This window comes from Tamaricihabitans halophyticus, assembly GCF_004340875.1.
Classification (GTDB): Bacteria; Actinomycetota; Actinomycetes; order Mycobacteriales; family Pseudonocardiaceae; genus Tamaricihabitans; species Tamaricihabitans halophyticus.
In genome coordinates, this window is sequence record NZ_SLXQ01000005.1 from 117,956 (window position 1) to 139,873 (window position 21,918).

Sequence of the window (21,918 nt, forward strand, 5' to 3'; positions counted from 1 at the left end):
TGACGCAGAGCATAAGGAGGTTGGGCGGCCATGTTCCAATAGATGTTCCCGGCAATCGGTATCGATGGGATTGATAATGCGGGACTTCGATCTGAACCTGGTGCGCACGTTCGTGCTGCTCTACGAGACCCGCAGTGTCACGGCCACCGCGGAATCGATGCACGTCACGCAGCCGACGATCAGCTACGGCCTGCAGAAACTGCGCCGCCGGTTCGGTGACGAACTGTTCCGGAGGAAGAGCGGCGGCCTCGTGCCAACCACCACCGCTCGCGAGCTCTACGAACCGCTGCATGACGCGCTTTCCGGCATCGAGGCCGCGATGAGCGGGGCGCACTCGTTCGATCCGGCGACCGCCCGAACCGGATTCACGCTCTGCCTTTCTGATCTCGGCGAGGTGTCGCTGCTGCCCCGGTTGCTCGCCGCGTTGCCCGGCCGCGCCCCTGGGGTGACGCTGACCGTGCGCCCGCTGGACGTGGTGAACGCCGCCGACCAGCTCGGCAGGGGCGAGATCGACGCGTTCATCGCCTCGCCGCTGCTGGATTCCCGGCGGATCGCCCGGCTGCCACTGTTCGCCGAGGGCTATCTCGGCATGGTGGGCGAGGCGCATCCCCGGCTGCGCGGCGACCAGGTCAGTATGCGGGCGTTCGCGGCTGAGCGGCACATCACCGTTTTCGGCCCGACCGGCCACGATGGACCGCGCAAAGCCTTGCAGGCCAACGATTTGCTGGACCGGGTCGCACTGGAGATCACCCGGTTCGCCGCGCTGCCGTACCTCGTCCAGCAAAGCGAACTGGTCGCGATGGTGCCCAGGAACGTGGCGGAGGTATTCGCCGCCGAGCATCCGGTGCGGCTACTGGAACTGCCCTTCGACGTCGAACCCGCGCAGGTTTCGGTCTACGCGCGGCACGCGCATGCGCGCAGCCCCGCGCAGCGGTGGCTGATCGGTTTCATGCGGGACATTCTCGCCGAAGCACCTGCACCGTCAGAATTCTAGGTTTCCAGGGCAGGCCGGCGCTCGGTCCACGGGTGCGCCTGCTCCAGGGTGCGCGCGATCTGGAGCAGCAGGTCCTCCCGCCATGGCGCGGCTACCAGCTGCACACCAACCGGTAGCCCGCTCGCGTCGTCATGGTGCACCGGGACCGAGATCGCGGGCTGGCCGGTCACGTTGAACAGCGAGGTGAAGACCGCCATCGGGTAGCTGGCCGCCACCGGGTTGCCGTTCTCGCGCCAGGCGCCTACCCGCGGCGGCAGGCACGCCATGGTCGGGGTGACCAGCAGGTCGAAGCTGTCCGTGCAGGCTTCGACGATGCGTCGGGACAGCTGCTGGGTCTGATGCACGCTCTGCGCATAGGCCCAGGAATCGACGGCCTTCGCGGCTTCACGCTGCGCACGGTTATGCGGTTCGACGAGGTCCGGGTCGGCGAGCGGGAAGCCGGCGCCGCCGATGTTCCAGATCTTCATGAACGCCGTGATCAGTTCCTCCGACGTCGGCAGCGGAAGCTGTTTGTCAACCACGTGGTGGCCGGCTTGTTCCAGTGCGCGCAGGGTTTTGTCGAGCGCGGTCAGACAGGCCGGGTCCACCGGGATGCCGTCGATCAGCGAGGTGGCGAGCACGCCGATCCGCAGGCCCGTCGGCGGCGCGGCGGTGAGCGCGTCCACGAAGGACTGGGTCGGCGTGGGCGGCGACCACCAGGCGCCGGGGTCGTGGCGCGCGAGTACGTCCAGTGCGGCGGCGGTGTCCGCTAGCGTCCGGCTCACGACTCCGCTGGTGCCGAAGCCCTCGACCTCCACAACGGCGTTCGTGACCAGGCCACGGGTCGGCTTCAACCCGACGAGACCGGTGCACGACGCCGGCACGCGGATCGATCCGCCACCGTCCTCGGCGTGCGCGATCGGAGCCATCCCTGCCGAGGCGGCGATCGCCGCACCGCTCGACGAACCGCCCGGCGTGCGGCTCGGGTCCCACGGGTTGCGGGAGATGCCCTGGGCCTCGCTTTCGGTGAAGGACACCGCGCCGAACTCCGAGGTCGTGGTCTTGCCAAGCGGGATGAAGCCCGCGCAGGTGAGCCGCCGTACGACTGGGTCCGAAGTAGGCTGTGGCGTGCGGTCAGTGGCGAGGGAGCCATAGGTGGTCGGCCAGCCCGCGACGTTGGAGAGATCCTTGATGGGCAGGGGGACCCCGTGAAACGGCGGCAGTTCGTCCGGTGTGGACCGCGCTACGGCCTCGGCCGCTGCGGACGCGGCGGCACGTACTTCGTCGTCCGCGCGGTAGCAGAAAGCGTTGAATGTCGGGTCGAGCTCGGCTATCCGGTCGAGGTAGCAGTCGGCGACCTCGACCGGGTTCACTTCCTTCCTGCGAATGGCTGCGGCGAGTTCGACTGCTGAACTGAACGGATCGACCACTGTGGAACCCCTTTCCGATGTGCCTTCAGCCTGGCCGCGGTCGGTCCCCGGGTCTTGGAGAAATGTCGCGCCGCCGGTTTTCTCCTACGATGGCGGTATGCGACCAGCCGAATGGGCTCGTGACGGGGCAGCGGTATGGGACATCGCGGTGCCGTCCCAGCGGCTCCGGTTGCCCGGCGTGCGGATGGCAGGTTTCGCCGGTAACACCACCGATGTCGTCGACCTTCCGGTGGTGCCGCACCCAGCGGTCGCCCTGTTCATCGACCTCGGTGACGCGATGCTCGTCGACGACGCGCGTGGGGCACGGGAACGAGGCAGCGTCATCGCCGGTCTCGCGCCGGAGGCAGTGCGCGGGCGCGGGCAGCATATCGAGTGCGTGCAGGTGCGGCTTTCGCCGGAGATCGCGCACCGGGTGCTCGGGACGGAACTGAGCGGTACGGTCGTCGCCCTCGATGACGTCTGGCCAGCACAGCTGCCGGACCGGCTACGCGCACTTGATTCCTGGGACGATCGGTTTGCGCTGGTCGAGGCCGCGCTGACGAAGCGGTACGCGGCGGGGCACTCGGTGGATCCAGAGGTCGCCTTCGTGTGGCAGCGAATGGTCGCGAGGCGCGGGCAGGTGCGGATCGAGCAGCTGGCCGACGAGACCGGGTGGAGCCGCAAGCGACTGTGGACGCGGTTTCGCCGGCAGATCGGGCTCGCGCCGAAACGCGCCGCGCAACTTGTCCGGTTCGACCACGCGGTGCACCGGCTTGCCGCAGACCAGAGTCCGGCTTCGGTGGCAGCGGAAAGCGGTTATGTCGACCAGGCGCATCTGCACCACGAGGTGCGGGCCTTCGCTGGGGTCACCCCCTCGGCCGTCGCCGGCGCGCAGTGGCTCGCGGTCGACGATGTCGCCTGGCCGCGTCGCGGGACAGGCTGAACGAGTCGGCTTCCGTCCACTGTCGAGGGTCACGGTTGGCCGCGCCGAGGAACATCAGGATCTTCTTTCCTTCCGGACGAGTTCCTCGATCAGCCGCGATATGCAGCCCGGACCGTCGGGCGATCTCGCTCGGCAGTAGGGAGGGCGAATCGGGGTCGAATGCTTCGAGGATCCGCACCACTCGGGAGAAGACGGATTCGCCCGTCGCCGTTCTCGCCATGGTTGCCTCGTCGCTGGTGATGTCCGGTGCTCCGGACGTACCGCATTTTTTAGGGATCTTGCGGTTGAGCCGTCTCCGTTGCGTTCGGGATATCCACCAGTTCCGCGAGATGGGCCCGGAAACTCTGGCAGATCGCGATGTCCTGGTGCGTGCAGTTCAATCCGGTCTCCACGAGATCCAGGGCCGACCGCAGTGCCGCCATCTTGGCTTGCAGTACGTGTTGGTGGCGACGCAGCACCTCCTTGCGGGCAGCCTGATCGCCTGCGGCCATGAACGCTCGGATCTCCGGCAGCGGCAGGCTTGCCTCCTTTGCTCGCACGATCGCGGCAATCCGGAACAGGTCGTCGCGGGTGTAGCTGCGGCGTCCGTTCCCGTCGCGGTCAGCGGCGAGCAGACCCTCCGACTCCCAGTGCCGAAGTACATGCGTCGGCAAGCCGAAATGCTCGGCTACCTCGCCGATCGTCATCGAGCTTGACTTCATGTCGACATTAACTCAGAGCATGGTGGGCATGTCCAGTTTGCTTGAAGTTCTTGACGCCGTTGACGCGCAGCCCGAGCACGCCGAGCTGCGCGCCCGTTCCTACGAACTGCTTGGCGGTCTCACCGGCCGAACCGTCGTCGACGTCGGCTGCGGTGCTGGCCGCGCGGTCGCCGAGCTTGCCGAGCGCGGCGCCCATGCGGTCGGCATCGACCTCGACCCCGAGATGATCGCGGTCGCCCAACAGCGCTGGCCGGCCAGTGAGTTCCATCTCGGCGCGGCCTGCGAGCTGCCGCTGGAGACCGGGTCGGTTTCCGGCTACCGCGCGGACAAGACCTTGCACCTGGTCGACGACCCAGCACGCGCGCTCGCCGAGGCCCGCAGGGTGCTCGCCCCAGGCGGCAGGGCCGTGCTGCTCGGCCAGGACTGGGACACGATCGTGATCGACTCGGATGAGCCGGAAACCACCCGCCGGTTGATCCACGCGAAGGCGGACACGCTGCCATCGCCCCGCGCTGCCCGTGGGCACCGCAACCTGCTGCTGGACGCCGGGTTCACCGACCCGGTCGTCGAGGTGCATACCAGCGTGCTGACCGGCGACACGGCGCTCGGCCTGCTGCACCGGATAACCGATGATCAGCGCTGGCTTGCCGAGCAGACCGAACGTGCTCGCACGGACCGGATCTTCGTCGCGGTGCCAGTGTTCCTCGTCGCAGCCAAGCGATAGCGTCAAGCTCGGCACACCGGAAGGACGCCACAGCGGCTTCGATCCGATGCCGCGAACCGGTGGGGATGGCCGCGACTGCTGGATATATTCCGCTCGCTTCCATGGGTTGAGTGTTAGGATTGTATCCATGCGAGAGCTTGGGGAACTTCCGTGGTCATTCACAACGAAGCTCGCGCGCGAATTGGGCGTGCACCCACGGGATCTATACGCATGGCGCGATGGTGGGCATATCGTCGAGTTGTCTCGGGGAGTCTTTCGGCGCAGCGACGCCCCACCTGCATCGAATCCGGACGCACTGGCCTTGTCGTATCGAGTCCCGAAGGGAATCGTGTGTGGCGTATCGGCAGCGGCTGTTCACGATCTGACCGACGAGCTTGTCAGGGCGGTGCAGGTCGCGGTACCGGCAGGCGATCATGTGCCGAAGATCGACTACCCGCCGACGACGGTTTTTCGGTTCGATGGTGAAACCTTCGAACTGGGCCTTTCGGAGTTTGCGGCGGCACCAGGTGAGTGGGTGCGGGTTTACGACGCTGCACGTACTGTGGTCGATCTCATCCGGCTACGGCACCGTTTTGGTGAACCGATCGCGTACACGGCTCTCAATCGCTATCTCGCTACGCCAGGTGCTCGTTCGGCGGTTCTGCTGGACTATGCCCGAACACTGGGTGGGTTCGCCGCAGTTAGTGCCGCAGTTGATGTTGCGAGCGCTCGATGACCGGCCGCCCGACTAAGCAGTCCTCGGCCGGACGCGCTTATCTGGACTTGCAGAACCGCGCTCGTCGTGAACGACGCGGGACGCAAGAACTCTTGACCATGTACGTGGTTGAGCGCTGGCTCGCGCGCCTGAGCCGATCCGCATTTGTCGACGACTTTGTCCTCAAAGGCGGGATGCTCCTGGCGGCGTTCGGGAACAGGCGCCCAACGGTAGACGCAGATGCCCTGGCTCGGAATCTATCGGCCGACGAAGAGACCGTCGCTGCCCGCGTTGCTGAGATTGCTGCGCTCCCTGACCTGGATGACGGAGTTGAATTTCTCCCTGACACCGTGACAACGAGCGTGATCCGCGACGAAGCACTTTACGCGGGGGTCCGCGTGACGTTGACGGCGCGCCTGGCAACGGCTCAAGTCAAACTGCGACTCGACATCAACTTTGGTGACCCCGTGACTCCCGCACCGCAGATGATCGAGTTGCCCGCGCTACGCCCAGACACAGTGGCGGTACGTGTGTGGGGCTACCCGGTCGAGAGTGTCTTGGCGGAGAAGATTACGACCGCGATCGGGCTCGGTCCGGCCAGTACTCGAGTGCGCGACTGGGCCGATATCTACACGTTGATAGGGACCAGGAAGATCGATGGCGCAACCGCTCGCGCTGCGTTGGAATCCACGGCCGCCTTCCGTGGAACAACGCTAATCCCGCTCTCGCGAACTGTTGGCGAACTGGTCGAGCTACGCAACTCGACCTACACTGCTTACCGTCGCAACCTCGGCCCTGACGGCGAACCACTCCCGGAACGGTTCGGCGACACTGTCGCTGCCGTGATCGACTTCGCTGATCCGCTTCTGAGTATCGCCGACCTGGCAGGGTGTTGGAACCCGGAAAGTCATCAATGGGAGAGGGATGCCTGACGGGGCTGGGTCGCAGCCAAGCGATAGCCAGCACAGCGAATGGGCTACGGCGGGTTCAGGATGGTGAGCATCCTAGCCAGCTTCCAAGGTCGAGGTCCCCAGGCGAGGAGCTTTCCTGCCAGGATCGGTTTCGCTACTCCTTGCCGGCCAATGAGTACGAGCATGAGCGCAGCGGGATCAGCGGAGACACGGGCGTCTACGTCAGCTTCCCGCCCCGTGTCGATCGTCAGTGAACCGCGATCGAGACGCAGCTGTGTGCGCTGACCGCCACGTAGCCGAAGTTCGATACGGGCCTGGAAGGACCCGGCTTTCTCCTGGTTCAGGAAAGCGGTGGGCGGTAACGCCGCGATCAGCGGCAGCAGGAACGCTTCGAGCGCGAGCAACGCTTGGTGGCGCTGGATCGGCCACGGGAATCCTGTCGCTTTGGCGATGTCGTACCCGTGAATCAGGCATTCGTTGAGCAGGTGACCGGCCACAACGGACGGTGACAGCCGGATACCCTGCAGCCAATCCACGGTTGCGGCCGGCGGGTTCGATGCGATCTCGTCGAACTCGCCGGCAAGCGCGTCGATGCGATCCGCGAGTGTGGCCGGATCCCGTTCGGTGTCCTCGGCAAGCAGCTTCGCGGTGGCCTTGGCGATGCCCGCCTTCGTCACGACGGCTTCCGGGACCGTTCTTCCGGCGATGGCATCGGCATCGGCACGAAAGGAATGCGACAGGTGCGCCGCGACCTCGCCAGCCGTCCAGGTACCGACCGACGCCGCGTTGGTGTCCGGGATGTCGCGGACAAGCGCACCGAGAGTGGGGGCAACTTCCCGTAGCGCCGCACGAATCTGGCCCAGGGTTTCGGTCATGGATTCGTTCCCGTACCGGCAAGGGTTCGCGCCGTGGCGGTTCCGATGGCGATCCAGTTGGCCAGTTGCCGCTTGGTGCGCAGGTTCTCGCCGCCGACCTCGAGCCAGCCTCGGATCGCCCGACCCTTCATCTCCATCGGCCGCGCGTTGGTGCTCGCCAGTAGCTGGTCGGCGCGTGCCGGATCTACCCGCACCATGAGGCCACCGTGGCTTGCCGCGACCGCCATCTTGCCGGCGACGAGGAAGGCGAGCCCGCCGAACATTCGCTTTTCGGTCACCGGTGACTCGTCCGCCAGCAGTTCGCGGACCCGGTCGGCAAGGTGTTCGTCGTAGGGCACCGCAGCCTCCTACGTAGCCATTCTCGCGGCAGCCTAGATATATCAATCACACTTGAAAATGTAAAGTGGACGGTATGAGTCGAAGCTATGGCCAGTACTGCGGGCTCGCCAGGGCACTCGATGTTCTTGGTGACCGGTGGACGCTGCTGGTCGTCCGCCAACTGTTGCTCGCGCCCGCCCGCTACCGCGAGCTGCTCGACGGGCTGCCCGGTGTGGCCACCAACCTGCTTGCCGACCGGCTTCGCAGCCTGGAGACGGCCGGCGTGATCGAGCGGCGACTGGCCGGGCAGGGCAACGCCGTGGTCTACGCCCTGACCGCATGGGGCGCCGAACTGCGCGAGCCCATCGAGAGCCTCATCCGCTGGTCCGCGCCACTCATGGTGCACGGTCCTGGCAACGACCAGTTCCGCGCCGATTGGTTGGTCCTGCCCCTGCGGGCACTTCTGGACGGCAAGCCAGCCGCACCGCACCGGTCATCAACAGTGGGAGTCGCGGTCGACGATCAGCTATTCGAACTGCGCGCGACGCGCTCGGGAATCGAGGTGCTTGCGTATGACGGTGGCAACCTGGACGCCGTCATACGAGCAGATGGCGCGATCATTCTCGGTCTGGCGGCGGGCGCGCTCACCCTTGACGATGCTAGACAACTGGTTGAGCTCGACGGCGATGAAGCGGCCGTGCGAGCCATCTTCAACGCCCGACGAGCCCGCCCCGTGAACCGGACTCGGTAGCCCATGTGGTTCCCATGCGTCAGGCAGGGGTGAGTACGGTTTTGCCGGCAAGATCGCCCGCGACGGCCGCATCGTGGATGGCGGCGAGCTCGGTGAGTGGCCTGCGTGCGGCCACGTTGATGCGTAGTTCGCCGCGGTCGACGCGAGTGACCAGTTCGGCGAGCTGATCAGCCTTGCTGAGCAAGAAGACACTCGCTGTGCGGATATCGCGGCCGGGATTCTCCGGCGGCGCAGTGGTGGTGCTGAGCAGCACGCCGCCGTCGCGGACGAGTTCGGCGAGCGCCGCCGTGTCTGCTTCGCTGGTCCGGACGAGGTTGAGCACCACATCGAACGGCTGGCCAGCCACGGTCAGCGCGCTGGCCTGATGATCGAGATGGCCTACCACCTTGTCGGCGCCGTCGGCGCGTAGCCGCTCCGCATGACGCTCGCTCGCGACAGCCGTGACGTGCGCGCCCTGCTGGTGTGCCAGTTGCACGGCGAATCCGCCGACCGCGCCGCCGGCGCCGTTGATCAACACGGTCTGTCCCGCCCGTAGTTCGGCGTGGTCGAACAGGGCCTGCCAGGCGGTCAGTCCGCCGACCGGCAATGCGGCGGCATCGGCCAGCTCGACCGTGCGCGGCGCGACCGCCAGTGCGTTCGCGGGGGCGAGTACGTAGTCGGCGGCGGCACCGCTGGTGTCCATCGGCAGGAACGCCACAACCTCCGTACCTGTCTGCCAGCCCTCGACCCCGTCACCGAGCTCCGCGATCGTGCCGGCGACGTCGATGCCCGGGATATGCGGGAACCGCAGTTGCCGCGACCTTCACCAGCACCTGCCCCTGGTCGGGAACTGGCCGTTCGGCCTCCTCATAGACCAGTACATCACTGCCTTCGGCAAAATTATTTCGATACCGAAGTAATTTCAGGATAGTTTGCTTCGATGTCGAAACAAGTGAGTGAACAATGATATGCGTCACTAAGCTTCGAAGTCGAAGCAATCAGCGGTGCTTGCTCAATCCCCTTCGGGGAGGTTCCCGAGTGCCGTGTGCGCGGCCATCATGATGTGTTCGGCGCACAACCGGGATGCGCGAGCCGCGTTGCGCCGCTGGATCGCTTCCACGATCTCGCGCAGTTCCGCGACAACGTCGACCAGTCGCCCCGGTTGGGACAGCGAGGTCACCCGCAGCATCTGCACGCGCGCCTGGATGCCCTCGAGTATCTGTTGCAGCGGCGCGCTGGCCGCCCCTTCGACAAGTACCCGGTAGAACCCGGACTTCGCGGTCAGCACGGAATGTATCTCGTCGCTGGTATTCACCACATGCTCGTACTCGTCAACCGCCGCGACGAGACGCGCGACCTGCTCGTCGGTCGCGCGCTCGACGAAGCGTCGTACGATGAGCGATTCGAGTGAGGCCCGTACCTCGTAGAGATCGACCGCCTCGTGCCGGGAAGGAGCGCTCACCCGCGCACCCTTCTGCGGGACGACCGTCACCAGCCCTTCGGAGGCGAGCTCGCGGATCGCCTCGCGGATCGTCGTCCGGGAGACCCCGAGCCATTCGATGAGTTCGCGTTCCACCAGGCGCTGGCCGGGTTTCAGCCGGAACTCCATGATCGCCTGGCGCAGGGCATCGATCACCTGCTCGCGTAGCGGTGCGGCGACCCGCGCAACGGAAGTGAGCTGGGTTTGGCCATCGCCTGCGGCCGTCGTCATGGCTGACACTCTAGGTCTCCCGTTCTTCGGTTGGCAGCGGACCTCACCCAGTGGGTCAGCGAGCGCCCTCCTCGGCAACCGCCCCGTACTCCTCGTCCGTGACCGGCACCTCCCAGATGGTCTCGCCCAGCGAGATCGCGGTGTGCACCATAAAGCTGTCCGGTGCCGCGCCATGCCAATGCCGTTCGCCCGGCGGCACCCATACCGTGTCTCCCGCGCGCAGGACGACCACCGGGCCACCTTCGCTCTGCACGAGGCCGCGGCCGGCAACTACCTGAAGGATCTGCCCCTTCTCGTGTGAGTGCCAGTGCGTCCTGGCGCCCGGGGTGAAATCGACCGTGTTGATCACGACGCCGTCGGTCGCGGGCATCGTGACGTACGGGAAGGCATCGCCGGTGAACTGCGAGCCGGGCTTACCTGCCGTGCCGAGTTGCTGCCGGGGCGGAATATGGATCATCGAAACTCCTTTGCTGTCTGCGTCACGCGTCGACTGCCTGAGTTGTCCTGCTGTTGTGCTGCCCGCGCCGAGTAGCGCGAGGCTAGCGGTCCCAACCTTGGTAAAGCGGCGCGTCCACGGCCTCGGTGTCCCACGCGCCCGCGCCACCGGAGGGCCGCACGGTGTTCACCACCGAGGCACCACCGTCGGCGGCAACCAGCTGTCCGGTCAGATACGAGCTGTCCTCGGAAAGCAGGAAGGCGACCACGCCCGCGATCTCCTCCGCTTGTCCCGCGCGCCGCAGCGGTGCGGTGGAGGCGCGCTGCGCCATATCGTTCTTCCCGCCGGTTGCCGATGCGGCATCGCGGAAGAGTTCGGTCGGCACGATCCCGGGCGCGACGGCGTTGACCCGGATGCCGAGCGGTCCACCGTAGACGGCCGCCGAGCGAACCAGCCCGGTGACGGCGTGCTTGGAAACCTGGTACGGCACCAGATCTGCCGCACCGGTGAGGCTCGCGATGGATGCCGTGAGCGCGATCGTCCCGCGCTCACCGGTGCTGCGCCAGTGCCGGAACGCCGCGCGTAGCCCGAGTAGCGGACCACGCACGTTCACCGCCATCACCCGCTCGAAGTCGGCGACGTCCAGGTCCGGCAGGGTGGCGAAACTGCCGAAGATGCCGGCGTTGAGGTGATGCAGATCGACCCGGCCGAAGGTGTCGACGCCGGCACGTAGGTAAGCATCCACATCGGCTTCGCTGGAGACATCACCGCCGACCGCGATCGAGCGAGTTGGCAGCTCCTCGGCAAGCGCGGCTACCGCGTCCGCGTCGATATCGACCGCGACGACGTTCGCTCCTTCCTCGGCGAGCCGTCGCGCGGAGGCTCGCCCCAACCCCGAGGCCGCGCCCGTGACGACGGCTACCTTCCCCGCGAACCGTCCTACCGTGCTCATTACCGTGTCTCCTTGGTGTTGGCTTCACATGGATCCGCGGGTCACGGCTTGCCGGCCGGTGCTCCGCGGGAACCCGGTCGGTGCTGCGCGACCGCGTCGGTACTGGTGAGATCGCGGTCCTTGGTCTCGGGCAGCCAGCGGAACAGCACGGGCAGCGCGAGGAGTGAGACGGCGACGAGGTAACCGGCCGGTGCGACGGCACTGCCGGTCGATGCCGCGAGCCAGGCGGCGATATAGGGGCCAGGGCCGGAGAAGATGACATTCGCGAAGTTGAACCCGAAGGCACTACCGCTTGCCCGCGAGGTCGAGGGGAACAGCTCCACCATCAGGACGACGGTGGATACGCTCACCATCGCCTGGAACAGTCCGAGCACCACCAGCCCGAACACGATCAGGATCGCCTGGCCGGTCGCGAGTAGCGCGAACACCGGAACCAGGGTGAGCACAAAGCCCAGGGTGCCAACGAGATTGACGCTGCGGCGCCCGAACCGGTCGATCGCGAATCCCGCGGCGACGCATAGTCCAATGTAGATCGCTAGGGCGATGGCGATCAGCGTGAGTGCATCGGCACGTTCCAAGCCGACCGAAACGGTCAGAAGGTTCACCGCGTAGGTTCCGAGGTAGTAGTAGCCGATGCCCTGTACGGCGCCGATCGCGAGCGTCAGTAGCACCGGACGGCGGTCCCGGACGATCTTGCGCCAGAGCGGCGACCGGTCGATCTCCTGTTCCTGTTTGATGTGCTCGAAGACCGGGGTGTCCTCGAGCTTGAGCCGCAGGTAGAGACCTGCCAGCGCGAGTGGGGCGCTGAGGATGAACGGCAGTCGCCAGCCCCAGGAGTTCAGCGCCTCCGTTGACAAGCTCGTGGTGAGCCAGAGCGCGAGCAGGCTGGCAGACAGCAGCGCGGCGGCTGAGGACGCCGAGTTGATGCTGCCGAAACGACCACGCTGGTGTTTGGGTGCGCTCTCCACCATGAAGGCATTGGCACTGGTCGCCTCACCGCCAGTGGAAATGCCCTGCAGGCACCGCATCAGCACGAGCAGGATGGGCGCCCAGATACCGATCTGCGCGTAGGTTGGCAGCAGGCCGATCATCGTCGTGCCGAATCCCATCAGCAACACGGCGATGGACAGCGCGACGCGGCGGCCGTACTTGTCGCCGATGGGGCCGAGAATGAACCCGCCAAGCGGGCGAAACACGAACCCTACGGCGAAAACGCCGAGTGCGGAGAGCAAACCGACGGCGGGCGAGGAGTCAGCGAAGAACTGTGCTCCGATGGTGGTCGCGAAGAAGCCATACAGGCCCCAGTCGAACCACTCCATGAAGTTGCCGATCCCGACGGCGGTGGCGACCCTGCGCATATCGCGCTGAGGCGGTGCTGACGGGGAGCCACCCGACTCGAGCGACTTCGACATGAGAAGCCTCCTTGATCCTCGTTGCGGCGCGGATCGTATGACAATCTATAGGTCGGGTCAATCATCGCCGAGGTCCTTGCTTAGGGTGCCCTCTCGTTTCCTTAGCGCTATGAACTGCGAGTATGTGGATCACTGCGGCTCGTCTTGACTTAACGATCGGTGCGAGAGCATTGCATGATGTCATATCATATGACAATAATGCGGTCCGGCTTTTCGGCGGCGAGAAGGAGAAACGACGACGATGTTCGGACCCCGAAACCGGCGCCGCATGGTGCCGATGCTCGCGACCGTCGTCGTCGCCTCGATCGTGCTGAGCGGCTGCCTCTCGCCCGGTGGCGGCGCCGTATCCGAAGACGGCAAGGTGACGCTGCGGCTGGCGACCACGCAGACTCGGGACAGTCCGGAAAACATCGGGCTGTGGCGGATGATCGAACGCCTCGAGCGGGACGCGCCGTGGATCACGATCGACTATGTCGGTGGACCGGAAACCATCGAACCGAACGATGCGGCGGAGAACGTGCAGAGCGGCGCGCTGGACATGGCAAGCGTATCGAGCGCGTACTACACGCAGATCCTGCCAGAGGCCGAGGTTTTCGACCTGACACCCAATGATCCCGCCGTCGACAGGGAATCCGGTGCGCTCGAGCTGATCAACTCCTGGCACGAGGAAGTCGGTCTGCATGTGCTGGGCGTGACCATCGCGGAGATGGCATACATGCTGCATTTCGGGTCCCGCTGGAGCGAGATCGACATCACCGAACCCGACCTGACGGGCTGGCTGATGCGCGGCGGTCCAACCCAGCAGCCGATGCTCGAGGCGCTGGGTGCCGAGGTGGTGAACATGCCGGTCGGCGAGATCTATACGGCGATGGAGCGCGGCACGATTGACGGTTTCGCGGCCGGCAACAGCGGCATGTATGACCTGGGGATCGCCGAGCCGATCAAAGCGTCCTATATGGCCCCGTATCTGACCATCCGATACCCACTACTGATGAATCTGCAGACCTGGCTCACCCTCGATGAGCGCACCCGCGAAGCGCTCAGCACCGCGATGGCGGAACTCGAGCGGTCGTTGCCGGATATCTACCGGCCGGTGATCGAAGGCGAGTACCAGCGCTGGGCCGAGGACGGTAAGGAACTGCTCGAGCCCACCGAAGGCGATGTCGACCGGTTCCAGGCACGAGCCAGAGACATCGGGTGGGAGCTACTCGTAGCGCGCACGCCGCGCGCGGCCGAGGTTCGCGAACTCTATGAGGTGCGATGAGTACCGGCAACAGCGCACGCGGCCCGGTGGGCCGGATACTTCGCGCATTGACAACCGCGAGTGCCGTGCTTGCCGGCGCGGGTCTCGTCTACATGGCGCTGGCGACGATCCTCGCGGTGGTGCTGCGGTACGTGTTCCGGCAGCCGAACAGGTTTCTGTTCGAGTCGACCGAGTTCGCGCTGGCGCTCACCGTGTTCTTCGCGCTCGGCATGGTCGCGTTGTACGACCGGCATGTCCGCGTGGATCTGATACCGCGCCGCTTCGCGCGCACCAACCGCAAAGTGGACATCGGCGCTCGATTCGCGACCGCCGCGATCGCGGGCACCTTCGGCTGGTTCGCGGTCCAGCTATTCGTGCGTGATCTGGAGACGGGCATCCGAATGGGGTCAACTTTCGGGCTGCCGAGATGGATCCTGATGCTCGCCCTCACCGTCGGCCTCGTGCTACTTGCCGCGAACGAACTCCGCGGTGCGCTGGAGCGGTTGCACGCAACTGGAACCGATGCGGCTACGGCGGATGTCACCGGATCTGAATCCACTGGGGAGGCAAAGCATGACTGACCTCAGCCCAGCGATGTGGCTTGCCCTGTTCGTCGGCGGGCTCGCGATCCTCGTACTGCTCCGCATTCCGGTCGCGATCGCCCTGCTTACCGTGTCCTCAATCGGCGCGGTGCTGCTCTACGGCTTCTCGCCGGGCATCGAGATGACCGTCGTATCGATGGTGTCCGGGTTGACGACCTTTACCCTCACCGCTGTACCGATGTTCATTCTCATGGGCGAGCTGCTTTTCCGCTCCGGAGTGGCCTTCTCGGCAATCGGGGCCGCCGAACGCGGGCTCGCGCGGTTACCCGGCCGGCTCGCCTTCCTTTCCGTCGGCATGGGGGCCGTACTCGGGGTGCTCTCCGGCTCGGTGATGGCCTCGACCGCGATGCTTGCCGGCACGCTCGCGCCCGAGATGGAGCGCAGGGGGTACTCGCGTCGCCTCGCCACCGGCTCGATCCTCGGCTCCGGCGGGCTCGCGATGGTGCTGCCACCCAGCACGGTCGTCATCGTCTGGGGCGCAACCGCCGGCGTTCCGGTCGGACCGCTGCTGATCGCCGGGGTCGTTCCCGGCGTGCTGATGGCAGTCGGCTACGCCGTCGTCGTGGGCGCTTGGGCGTACTTCTTCGGCGGCGCCGAACGGCCAGCCGTGCTCGGCAAGGCCAGGGTTCGGCAAGGACAGCACCAAACCCCGGAGCCGTCCAGTGGCACCGCGGTGTCCACGGAGGATTCCCGCGGCTCGCTGGTCAACCTGGTCGCACTGGTTGGGATGATCGTCGGCGTCCTCGCGCTCATCCTGTTCGGTATCGCGACGCCGACCGAGGCGGCGGCTGTCGCGGTTGGACTGACCGCGCTGATCCTCCTCGTGCAGCGCAGGTTGACGCGCGAGGTCCTGCGGGAGTCGATCAAGCACACGTTGCTCTCGACCGGGATGGTGTTCCTGATCATCGCGGGTGCCACCATCTACGGTCGGGTCATGGCGGGTAGCGGCACGGTGACAGCCTTCGTGGACGGGATTACCAGTGTCACGGGGAATCCGACGCTGCTGCTGGTCATCATGCTCGCCACCGTGATCGTCCTGGGGCTCTTCCTCGAGGCGATCGCGATCGTACTGCTGACCATCCCGCTGTTCATGCCGATCGTGCAAATCGCCGGATTCGATCCGCTCTGGTTCGGCATCCTGATGATTATCGCGATCCAGATCGGCACCGTGACGCCGCCGTTCGGCATGTCGTTGTTCGTGATCCGCCAGTACGCGCCGAAATCGATGCCGATGTCCGAGCTTTACCGGGCAGCTGTCCCGTTCGTACTGTCCGATCTCACCATTGTCGTGTTACTTGTCCTCGCGCCCAGCATCGTGACCGCGCTACCGGCACTCATGTGAGCCACCGGGTCTACCCGAACTAGCTATGGAGGGTCCACGTATGACCACCGAGACCGGCACCCTTGCCTATATGACCGAACCAGGAAAACTCGAACTGCACGAGTACCCGGTACCCGAGCCCAGGCCCGGATCCCTCGTCATGCGTACGACCCGCGCGAACGTCTGCGGTTCCGAGCTACACATCTGGAACGGCAAGCACCCGGTCAAGCGCTCCGGCGGCATCGGCCACGAGATGACCGGCGTGGTCGCCGCACTTGGCGAGGGCACGAACCGCGACAACGCCGGCGTCCAGCTCGCGGTTGGCGACCGGATCGCGATCGTGTACTTCCAGGCGTGCGAACGCTGCTTTCACTGTGTCCGCGGTGAGTGGAACCTGTGCGACAACGCCTACGAGCACTACGCGAAGCAGCCGACCGAATGGCCGCATTTCCACACCGCGTTCGCCACGCACTACTACGCGACACCGCGGCAACACGTCTACCGGGTACCGGACAGCGTGCCCGATTCGGTCGCAGCGGCCGCGAACTGCGCGCTGAGCCAGGTCATCTACGGAATGGACCAGGCCGGCTTCGGACCCGGCCAGACCATCCTGATCCAGGGTGCCGGCGGCCTTGGTCTGTATGCCACCGCGGTCGCGGCGACCCGCGGTATCCAGACGATCGTCGTGGACGGTGTGCCCGCGCGGCTGGAGCAAGCCCGCCGCTTCGGCGCCAACCACACCCTGGACATCAGCGCGATGCCGAACATGGATGAACGTCGTGCCTGGGTACACGAGCGCACCGAAGCGCACGGACCGGACGGCATGATCGAGGTGACCGGCGTTCCCGCCGCCTTCGCCGAGGGGCTTTCGCTGATCCGGCGGGGCGGCACCTACCTTGTCATGGGCAACCTTTCACCCGGCTCGGTGGTGGATTACGACCCGGGACTGGCCACTCGCCGCGCGCTGCACGTACTGCACGTCGACCGGTACGCGCCGTTCTATCTCAAGCGCGCGCTCGATTTCCTTGACGAGACGATCGACCGGTTCCCGTTTGACGGGCTCGTCGATGCGGAGTACCCGCTGGAGCGGATCGTCGACGCGCTGGACGCATCGGCACGCAGGGAAGTGACCCGCGCCTCCATCGTCATGCCGTAGCGGGGCTCAGCTCAGCACGGCCACGATCGTTGTACCGCGCGCGAACCCGCCGCTGGCCAGCCGGTCGAAGATGCCGTACATCATCTTGGCTTCGTATACCCAATCCAGGGTGATTCCGTGCCGTGCCGCGAAATCCGCGATGAACCAGTCCAGTTCGGACTTGCGCTTCGCGTAGCCGCCGAAGTGCCAGCCGTGCTCGAGGGCCCAGTTGTCCGTTTCAGTGCCGAATGCCGCGCGCTGCAGCAGGCGCACGTCATCGGCCAGGAACTGGCCGCCCTTGAGCACGGCGAAGCCCAGCGCGCGCTGGTCTCCAGCCAGCCCGGCGGCGATGCCGGCGAGGGTGCCACCACTGCCGGTGGCGCAGCAGATGAGGTCGAAGTCGATGGCGAGTTCGCGCGGAAGTTCGGCGCAACCGCGAACGCCCGGCCCGTTGCTGCCACCTTCCGGTATCAGGTATCCGGGACCGTGCTGCTGGATGAGCGCGTCCAGCACGTCATCCTCGGTTTTCCGCCGGTACGTCGTGCGGTCCAGATAGGTCAGCGTCATGCCCCTGCCCGTGGCGTAGCGCAATGACTCGTTCAGCGGCAGGTGCTCGGCGCCCCGGATGATGCCGACCGTCTCGAACCCGAAATAGTGTCCGGCCGCCGCGGTCGCCCGGATATGGTTCGAGAACGCGCCGCCGAAGGTCAGCAGGCGAGTGTGGCCATGGTCCCGCGCCGCGTCGAGGTTGTACTTCAGCTTCCGCCATTTGTTGCCGGGCAGCTCGGGATGAATCAGATCGTCCCGTTTGAGGTAAAGCCGGACATCGCGCTCGCTTACCCGCTCGTCGGCAAGCTCGACCAGTGGCGAGGGCAGCACGATGTTCGGTTCCGGTGCTGGTGCCGTGGCCATGGTTCGAGGATAAGTGCGGGAGGGCACCGCGTGGGCGCCCTCCCTAAGGCGTCTGGTTAGCCCTGCGCCGGCTGGGCCGGTTCGATCGGTTGGGCGGGCTCGATCGGCTCGCCTGGCTCTACCGGATGCCCCGGAACCGTTGGCATATCGCAGTCCTCCGGGACGACGATCGTGACACTGTCATCTTCGCCCTTGACGATTTCGACGCAATCGGGCATCGGCTCACCGGGCACCGGCACGGCCTCAGCGGGCGGAGCAGGTTGCGACGGGTTGCCGCTAGGTGAGTCGGCGGCCAGTGCCGTGGCGGTTCCGCCCGCGAGCATCCCCCCTGCGGCGAGGGCGACGAGCATCGTGCGAATCGTGTTCCTGCGCATACGGTTCTCCCTGAGGTCAAGATCGCGGCCGTTCCGCGACGAGAGCCACGCTGCCCGAGCTACCTGAAGCGATCCTGAACGAACCTGAAGATCCGTTCAGGTTCACCTGACATGCTGTTGACCATGCGGGTACTCGTAGTCGAGGACGAACCCCGGGTCGCGGAGGCGCTGCGGGTGGGGCTGAACGCTGAGGGCTGGTCGACCGACGTGACCGGGGATGGCACCGAAGCGCTCTGGTACGCCGAGCAGCACGAATACGCGGCCATCCTGCTCGACATCATGTTGCCCGGGCTGAACGGCTACCGGGTGTGCGCCCAACTGCGCGCGGCGGGGAACACCACCCCGATCATCATGCTCACGGCGAAGGACGGCGAGTACGACGAGGCCGAGGCACTGGACACCGGCGCCGACGACTATGTCACCAAACCGTTCTCCTACGTGGTGCTGCTGGCCCGGCTACGCAACGCGGTACGTCGCAGGTCGCCCGCGCCGTCACCGGTGATCAGCGTCGGTGACCTCACGCTCGATCCCGCTTCGCGTATCTGCGCGCGTACGGGCGAGCAGATCTCCTTGACCAGCAAGGAGTTCACCCTGCTCGAGATGCTCGCGAGTAGCCAGGGGCAGGTGGTGTCCAAACGGCAGCTGCTCGAAGGCGGCTGGGACTTCGCCGCCGAGCCCGATATCAACCTCATTGAGGTGCACATCAGCGCGCTGCGCCGGAAGATCGACCTGCCGTTCGGGCGGCGCAGCATTCGAACGGTGCGGGGCCACGGCTACCAGCTCGTTCCTGACCAGGACAGCCATGCGTAACCGGCTACGCGTCTCGGTGCGGGCGCGCACCACGATCATCGCCACCGCCATCGTCGCGCTAGCCACCACCGCCGTGAGCTTCCTGCTGGTTGGCTACCTGCACACGCGGCTTACCGAGGAACTCGATGAGGCCCTGCGGTCCCGGCTGGCGACGGCCAGTCACACGCAGGTGGAGCCGGCCCAGGCGCTGCCGTCGCACGGGGTGGCGATCGAGCTACGGCGCACTGATTCCGCTGCCACCGTGCAGGAAGCGGAGGCGGCACAACCGACCACGGACACCACGGGGATGCGCTCGGTCGTTGCGACGGTGGCCACCCCGGACGGTTCGGAAACCCTGATCGCCAGTGCATCGACCCATTCGGTTACCGAGGCGACGAACGCCGCGACCCGCGCGCTGCTGATCGGCGCACCCATCCTGCTGGCCCTGGTAGCAATGCTGACCTGGTTTTCCACCGGTCGCGCGCTGCGCCCGGTGGACGCGATCCGCGAGGAGTTCGCGCGGCTGTCCGCGCGGGACCTGCGTGGCCGGATGCCCGTGCCCGCGGGAAATGACGCACTTGCCAGGCTGGCCAGCACGCTCAACGAGACGCTGGATCGGTTGGACGTCTCGGTCCGGCGGCAGCGCCAGTTCGTCGCGGACGCCTCGCATGAGCTGCGTAGCCCGCTTACCGCACTGCGGACCCCACTCGAGGTGGCGCGCGCGCATCCGGATCGGGCGAACTGGCCAGAGCTGACCTCGGGCACCCTGCAGGACCTGGACCGGCTGGAACAGCTCGTGGCGGACCTACTTGCCTTGGCCAAAGTAGACGCGCTGACGGACAGTGCGGCGGAGCAGGTTGACCTGAGCGAGCTGCTGACCGGCGTCCTCGAGCGCCGGATGCCCGGCGACCAGGCCTGCGATACGGACATTGTGGACGGGATCGTGGTCCGTGGTCAGCCCACGCACCTGGCCCGGCTGGTCACCAACCTGCTGGACAACGCCGAACGCTACGCCGAGGAGCGGATCACCGTACGTCTGTCGCAGGAGGACGGACACGCGTGCATCGAGGTCGCCGATGATGGGCCCGGAGTCCCGGAGGACGCGCGGGAACTGGTCTTCGAGCGGTTCACCCGGCTGGACACCGCGCGGGAACGGCCGGAGGGTGGTGCCGGTCTCGGGCTGGCACTGGCCCGCGGGATCGCCACCATGCACGGAGGCACCCTGCACCTGCTCGATTCTGCCGGTGGCGCACGCTTTCTCGCTCGAATCCCACTGGCCGGCGACATCCCGTAACCCCGCCAACCTTAACGAATGCGATTACGGGGTGTCACCGGGCGCAGGCGATGCCGAAATCGAGCGCGGAACCAGCACCGGCGCCAAGTCCGAGGACGGCGGCACGCACCCGATCAGTGGTCTCCACATCGGCGGCCAGACGCATATTGGACTCGAACTTCTCCCGAATGTCCTGATGCGACAGTGGGCGTTCCGGGTGCCCCCGGTTCACCTCCTCGCGGTGGCTCAGCCGGCGACCGTCGTGCAGCGTCACCTCGATGGCGGCGGAGTACGCGTCCGGGAACCGAGTATCTGGGTCGTCGCGGAAGCTCACCTGGTCGGCCACCGCATGGATTCGCGGGTCGGCGAGCGAGTCCTCGGTGAATTCGGCGAGCGTCAACTGCCCTCTGCTCAGGCAAGCGCCGATGACGTACGGCACGCTGAACTTCGCGTCGTAGAGATTGCCCGGCCGCCGTTTCCGTTCCAGCGGCTCGAATACCGCGGCCGCTGCGGTCGGGTGGATCAGGCACTCGATCCGTGCCACGTCGGCGGCGGTGATCTGTTCCCGCGCGCACAGTGCCAGGATCGCGTCGGCGAAGGCATGACTGAAATGGCAACTCGGATACGGCTTCACCCCGGTATTGCGCAGTTCCCACCGCGCGCCGAGCCCATCGGTGAGCGCGCTCGGATCCCATTCGCGACCGCCAAGGTGAGTCGCGTAAAGCCCGTACCGTCCTTCGTAGACCTCGGTGGCGCCGGGCCAGCCGGTCGCCGCGAAAGCGGTGGCGGTCAGCGCGTTCGAGGCAGCCCAGCCGGGATGCAGCCGTTTGGTCCAAGCGCCGTCGGCAAGAAACTCGAGGATGCCCGAAGCGCTCGAGCCGACGATCTGCTGTGCGGCAGCGATACCCCGCGCGTCCAAGCCGGCCAGTTTCGCCGCCGCGACGGCGGAACCGAACGCGCCAGCCACGCCAGTTGGATGGAAACCCGCCGCGTGGAAACCGCCGTGCGCGGCGAGCCCGACGCGCGCGCTCACCTCGATGCCCAGCGCGTAGGCAAGCAGTAGCTCGCTGCCCGAGCGTCCAGCCGAGATGGCCGCGGCGAGCGCTGCGGGTAGCGCGGATGCCGAGACGTGCACGATCGACCCAATATGCGTGTCGTCGAAATCGTGCCCATGGATCAGGATGCCGCCGAGTAGCGCGGCATCACGCGCGGCCAACCGATCGGGCAGGGCGAGCACCGGTTGGCCACCCGAATCCAAACTGCCGAGTGCCTGTCGTGCCTTGTCCGCGAACGGTTCGTCGGCCGCACAGTAGGCGACCCCGACGGCGTCCAGCACCAGATGGCAAGCGAGGTCGACCACGTCGGTTGGCAGATCCGCGAGCCGGGTGTCCGCGGCGAACTCACCCAACCGGCCGGCGATCGTGGCAGCTTCCATGCTGGCAGTGTGCAGCCTTCCGGGAAGCTGCGCAAACGAAAGGTC

General features: G+C 66.4%; 24 protein-coding genes. 12 read left to right on the top strand and 12 right to left on the bottom strand.

The features are described from left to right. Positions 1-76 precede the first annotated feature (76 nt). Entirely contained in the window at positions 77-994 is a 918-nt protein-coding gene (locus tag EV191_RS14130; protein WP_132877506.1) for a LysR family transcriptional regulator, read from the top strand. Here the strand turns inward: EV191_RS14130 and EV191_RS14135 are convergent. Further along, complete coding sequence (locus EV191_RS14135; RefSeq protein ID WP_132877507.1) at positions 991-2,403, bottom strand: amidase; 1,413 nt, start codon at positions 2,401-2,403, stop codon at positions 991-993. The two genes, EV191_RS14130 and EV191_RS14135, sit on opposite strands and share 4 nt — an antisense overlap. Positions 2,404-2,500: 97 nt before the next feature. On the opposite strand from EV191_RS14135, the gene EV191_RS14140 reads away from it, so the two are divergent. Continuing rightward, the gene (locus tag EV191_RS14140) at positions 2,501-3,325 is read left to right on the top strand and encodes a helix-turn-helix domain-containing protein (protein ID WP_132877508.1); all 825 of its coding nucleotides are present in this window, start codon (positions 2,501-2,503) and stop codon (positions 3,323-3,325) included. Between the two features lie 269 nt (positions 3,326-3,594). Here the strand turns inward: EV191_RS14140 and EV191_RS14150 are convergent, their stop codons facing one another. Then, positions 3,595-4,026 carry a MerR family transcriptional regulator gene (locus EV191_RS14150; protein WP_243658957.1) on the bottom strand — a complete coding sequence of 144 codons (432 nt, stop codon included), beginning with the start codon at positions 4,024-4,026 and terminating at the stop codon, positions 3,595-3,597. 28 nt (positions 4,027-4,054) lie between these two features. On the opposite strand from EV191_RS14150, the gene EV191_RS14155 reads away from it, so the two are divergent. From EV191_RS14155 to EV191_RS14165, 3 genes are all read left to right on the top strand, one after another. Continuing rightward, a complete protein-coding gene (locus EV191_RS14155) occupies positions 4,055-4,750 on the top strand; it encodes a methyltransferase domain-containing protein (protein ID WP_132877700.1) in 696 nt (231 codons plus the stop codon). Between the two features lie 127 nt (positions 4,751-4,877). Continuing rightward, on the top strand, positions 4,878-5,465 hold the full coding sequence (locus EV191_RS14160) for a type IV toxin-antitoxin system AbiEi family antitoxin domain-containing protein (protein ID WP_132877510.1): 588 nt from the start codon (positions 4,878-4,880) through the stop codon (positions 5,463-5,465). Next, the gene (locus EV191_RS14165; protein ID WP_132877511.1) at positions 5,462-6,376 is read left to right on the top strand and encodes a nucleotidyl transferase AbiEii/AbiGii toxin family protein; all 915 of its coding nucleotides are present in this window, start codon (positions 5,462-5,464) and stop codon (positions 6,374-6,376) included. Before EV191_RS14160 ends, EV191_RS14165 begins: the two co-directional genes overlap by 4 nt. Positions 6,377-6,420: 44 nt before the next feature. Here the strand turns inward: EV191_RS14165 and EV191_RS14170 are convergent, their stop codons facing one another. Both EV191_RS14170 and EV191_RS14175 read right to left on the bottom strand, forming a co-directional pair. Then, on the bottom strand, positions 6,421-7,230 hold the full coding sequence (locus EV191_RS14170) for a maleylpyruvate isomerase N-terminal domain-containing protein (protein WP_132877512.1): 810 nt from the start codon (positions 7,228-7,230) through the stop codon (positions 6,421-6,423). Beyond that, complete coding sequence (locus EV191_RS14175) at positions 7,227-7,568, bottom strand: TfoX/Sxy family protein (protein ID WP_132877513.1); 342 nt, start codon at positions 7,566-7,568, stop codon at positions 7,227-7,229. Before EV191_RS14175 ends, EV191_RS14170 begins: the two co-directional genes overlap by 4 nt. Positions 7,569-7,642: 74 nt before the next feature. Between EV191_RS14175 and EV191_RS14180 the strand changes: the two genes are divergently transcribed. Then, on the top strand, positions 7,643-8,299 hold the full coding sequence (locus EV191_RS14180; protein ID WP_132877514.1) for a winged helix-turn-helix transcriptional regulator: 657 nt from the start codon (positions 7,643-7,645) through the stop codon (positions 8,297-8,299). A gap of 19 nt (positions 8,300-8,318) precedes the next feature. Here the strand turns inward: EV191_RS14180 and EV191_RS14185 are convergent, their stop codons facing one another. From EV191_RS14185 to EV191_RS14205, 5 genes are all read right to left on the bottom strand, one after another. Further along, positions 8,319-9,089 (bottom strand): NADP-dependent oxidoreductase, encoded by a 771-nt coding sequence (locus EV191_RS14185; protein ID WP_424565464.1) that lies wholly within the window; start codon positions 9,087-9,089, stop codon positions 8,319-8,321. Positions 9,090-9,290: 201 nt separating this feature from the next. Next, the gene (locus EV191_RS14190; RefSeq protein WP_132877515.1) at positions 9,291-9,989 is read right to left on the bottom strand and encodes a GntR family transcriptional regulator; all 699 of its coding nucleotides are present in this window, start codon (positions 9,987-9,989) and stop codon (positions 9,291-9,293) included. Positions 9,990-10,044: 55 nt separating this feature from the next. Then, the gene (locus EV191_RS14195) at positions 10,045-10,446 is read right to left on the bottom strand and encodes a cupin domain-containing protein (RefSeq protein WP_132877516.1); all 402 of its coding nucleotides are present in this window, start codon (positions 10,444-10,446) and stop codon (positions 10,045-10,047) included. A gap of 82 nt (positions 10,447-10,528) precedes the next feature. Next, positions 10,529-11,377 (bottom strand): SDR family NAD(P)-dependent oxidoreductase, encoded by an 849-nt coding sequence (locus tag EV191_RS14200; RefSeq protein ID WP_132877517.1) that lies wholly within the window; start codon positions 11,375-11,377, stop codon positions 10,529-10,531. 41 nt (positions 11,378-11,418) lie between these two features. After that, positions 11,419-12,789: an MFS transporter gene (locus tag EV191_RS14205; protein ID WP_132877518.1), complete on the bottom strand. Its 1,371-nt coding sequence runs from the start codon at positions 12,787-12,789 to the stop codon at positions 11,419-11,421. Positions 12,790-13,030: 241 nt separating this feature from the next. Between EV191_RS14205 and EV191_RS14210 the strand changes: the two genes are divergently transcribed. The 4 genes from EV191_RS14210 to EV191_RS14225 are packed head-to-tail and all read left to right on the top strand — an operon-like array spanning position 13,031 to position 17,111. Then, the gene (locus tag EV191_RS14210; RefSeq protein ID WP_132877519.1) at positions 13,031-14,053 is read left to right on the top strand and encodes a TRAP transporter substrate-binding protein; all 1,023 of its coding nucleotides are present in this window, start codon (positions 13,031-13,033) and stop codon (positions 14,051-14,053) included. Continuing rightward, positions 14,050-14,613, top strand: a complete 564-nt coding sequence (locus EV191_RS14215; RefSeq protein WP_132877520.1) for a TRAP transporter small permease — start codon at positions 14,050-14,052, stop codon at positions 14,611-14,613. Before EV191_RS14210 ends, EV191_RS14215 begins: the two co-directional genes overlap by 4 nt. Continuing rightward, entirely contained in the window at positions 14,606-15,976 is a 1,371-nt protein-coding gene (locus EV191_RS14220) for a TRAP transporter large permease (protein WP_165912954.1), read from the top strand. The genes EV191_RS14215 and EV191_RS14220 overlap by 8 nt, the downstream gene beginning before the upstream one ends. A 40-nt stretch (positions 15,977-16,016) precedes the next feature. Beyond that, positions 16,017-17,111, top strand: a complete 1,095-nt coding sequence (locus EV191_RS14225; RefSeq protein WP_207894532.1) for a zinc-binding dehydrogenase — start codon at positions 16,017-16,019, stop codon at positions 17,109-17,111. A gap of 6 nt (positions 17,112-17,117) precedes the next feature. Here the strand turns inward: EV191_RS14225 and EV191_RS14230 are convergent, their stop codons facing one another. Together EV191_RS14230 and EV191_RS14235 are read right to left on the bottom strand one after the other, a co-directional pair. Continuing rightward, positions 17,118-18,002 (bottom strand): 1-aminocyclopropane-1-carboxylate deaminase/D-cysteine desulfhydrase, encoded by an 885-nt coding sequence (locus tag EV191_RS14230; protein ID WP_132877522.1) that lies wholly within the window; start codon positions 18,000-18,002, stop codon positions 17,118-17,120. 56 nt (positions 18,003-18,058) lie between these two features. After that, positions 18,059-18,376 carry a hypothetical protein gene (locus tag EV191_RS14235; RefSeq protein ID WP_132877523.1) on the bottom strand — a complete coding sequence of 106 codons (318 nt, stop codon included), beginning with the start codon at positions 18,374-18,376 and terminating at the stop codon, positions 18,059-18,061. Between the two features lie 123 nt (positions 18,377-18,499). Between EV191_RS14235 and EV191_RS14240 the strand changes: the two genes are divergently transcribed. Together EV191_RS14240 and EV191_RS14245 are read left to right on the top strand one after the other, a co-directional pair. Next, on the top strand, positions 18,500-19,186 hold the full coding sequence (locus EV191_RS14240) for a response regulator transcription factor (protein WP_132877524.1): 687 nt from the start codon (positions 18,500-18,502) through the stop codon (positions 19,184-19,186). Continuing rightward, positions 19,179-20,459, top strand: coding sequence for a sensor histidine kinase (locus EV191_RS14245; RefSeq protein ID WP_132877525.1), 1,281 nt, complete (start codon positions 19,179-19,181; stop codon positions 20,457-20,459). Before EV191_RS14240 ends, EV191_RS14245 begins: the two co-directional genes overlap by 8 nt. Before the next feature lie 34 nt (positions 20,460-20,493). Here the strand turns inward: EV191_RS14245 and EV191_RS14250 are convergent, their stop codons facing one another. Continuing rightward, positions 20,494-21,873 carry an MmgE/PrpD family protein gene (locus tag EV191_RS14250; protein WP_132877526.1) on the bottom strand — a complete coding sequence of 460 codons (1,380 nt, stop codon included), beginning with the start codon at positions 21,871-21,873 and terminating at the stop codon, positions 20,494-20,496. Positions 21,874-21,918: the final 45 nt, after the last annotated feature.